The following is a 2,160-nucleotide window of genomic DNA, read 5'->3' on the forward strand; positions in this document are numbered from 1 at the left end:
CACGTGGAGCGACTCTTATCCTTACAACAGCATCTCCATCTATGCTTTCCATCCGATGTACACGGACTTGAGCCGGCTGGGGATACTAAAGGACAAGCAGCTGATGGCAGACTTCGACAAACGTCGGAAAGAGTTGAACGCCCTGCCTGCCGTGGACTACGAAGCGGTGAACCGGACGAAATGGGAGTATTTCCACCTCATCTTCAAGCAAGAGGGCGAAAAGGTATTGGCTTCGAAAGCCTTCAAGGAATTCTACGCCGCCAACAAGGAGTGGTTGCAACCGTATGCTGTGTTCAGCTATCTGCGCGATACCTACCAGACACCCAACTTCCGTGAGTGGCCCAAATACTCCACCTACGACACCCAAGAGATAGAGCAATTGTGTGAGCCTACTTCTACTGATTATCCGCGCATCGCCATCTATTACTATATCCAGTTCAACCTGCATCTGCAACTACTTGCCGCCACCGAGCATGCTCGTGCCAACGGCGTGGTGCTGAAAGGAGACATTCCCATCGGTATCAGCCGCAACAGCGTGGAAGCATGGAAAGAACCCCATTACTTCAACCTGAACGGACAGGCGGGTGCACCACCCGATGACTTCTCCGTGAACGGGCAGAACTGGGGCTTCCCCACCTATAACTGGGACGTGATGGAAAAAGACGGCTATACCTGGTGGATGAAGCGTTTCCGCAAGATGTCGGAGTATTTCGACGCCTATCGCATCGACCATATCCTCGGTTTCTTCCGCATCTGGGAAATACCGATGAACGCTGTACACGGACTACTGGGGCAATTTGTCCCCGCCCTGCCCATGACGCGCGAAGAGATAGAAAGCTACGGACTGGCGTTCCGCGAAGAGCTCTTCCTGAAGCCCTATATCCACGAATACTTCCTCGGACAGATGTTCGGTCCGCACACCGACTACGTGAAGCAGACCTTCATTGAACCGACTAACACGTGGGAGATTTACCGCATGCGCCCCGAATTCGATACCCAACGCAAGGTGGAAGCCTTCTTTGCCGACAAGACGGATGAGGACAGTATCTGGATTCGCGACGGTCTGTACGCCCTTATCAGCAACGTATTGTTCGTGCCAGACCGTACCGATCCGCACAAATACCATCCGCGCATCGGTGTGCAGCACGACTATATCTACCGGGCGCTGAACGACTGGGAGAAAGCATGCTTCAACCGTCTGTACGATCACTACTATTACCACCGTCACAACGATTTCTGGGGAAAGCAGGCGATGAAGAAGTTGCCGCAGCTGACGCAATCCACCCGTATGCTGGTATGCGGTGAAGATTTGGGTATGATTCCCGACTGCGTGGCTTGGGTGATGAACGACCTGCGCATCCTTTCCTTGGAGATACAGCGCATGCCGAAAGACCCGAAGCAGGAGTTCGGCCATCCCGAGTGGTATCCGTACCGGTCGGTCTGTACCATCTCCACGCACGATATGTCCACCCTGCGCGGCTGGTGGGAAGAGGACTTCCAGCAGACGCAGCGTTACTACAACCATGCGCTTGGCCATTACGGCGATGCGCCTGCCGTGGCAACGCCCGAACTTTGCGAGGAAGTGGTGCGCAACCATCTCCACAGCAACTCTATCCTCAGCATCCTTTCGCTGCAAGACTGGATGTCAATGGACGGTAAGTGGCGCAACCCCAACGTACAGGAAGAGCGTATTAACGTTCCTGCCAATCCGCGCCATTACTGGCGCTGGCGTATGCACCTGACATTGGAGCAGTTGATGAAAGCCGACAGCCTGAATGAGAAGATTAAGAGTCTGATTGAACAGACCGGAAGATAAGGGGGGGCTCACTCCGATACCTGATAAGAAGGTGTGTCGTAATACACGATGCGCCTTCTTTTTTTCATTGACTATAAAAATCGACTCATTTTTTTAAGCTGCGATATTTTGAGGATTTCTTTGGTTTATGTGTTCGCACCATCTAAATAGAACAACCATAAGCTCATAAAACGGTCTAATCAGCCAATCCATACCTTCTTTAGTCATTTTTGCACACATCTTTTTTATATTGAAGGCAATGGTAAAGAAGGCAAAGTCCATGAAGACCTTATCCTTTCCAAAATGGCGGAAACGTTTGTAATTCATATTGTTTTTCATTTGTCCGAACACGGCTTCCGGTTCTA

The 2,160-nt window shown here is 51.4% G+C and carries 2 protein-coding genes; one reads left to right on the forward strand and one right to left on the reverse strand.

Annotated elements, in window-relative coordinates:
• The coding region (locus K2G43_RS13120) for a 4-alpha-glucanotransferase (RefSeq protein WP_300155977.1) at positions 1-1,816 on the forward strand (1,816 nt) is incomplete at its 5' end.
• 93 nt (positions 1,817-1,909) lie between these two features.
• Here K2G43_RS13120 and K2G43_RS13125 read toward each other — a convergent pair.
• Positions 1,910-2,160, reverse strand: a 251-nt coding sequence (locus K2G43_RS13125; RefSeq protein WP_300155982.1) for a transposase, incomplete at its 5' end; no start/stop codon positions are given.

Source organism: Bacteroides sp., from assembly GCF_029057325.1.
Classification (GTDB): Bacteria; Bacteroidota; Bacteroidia; order Bacteroidales; family Bacteroidaceae; genus Bacteroides.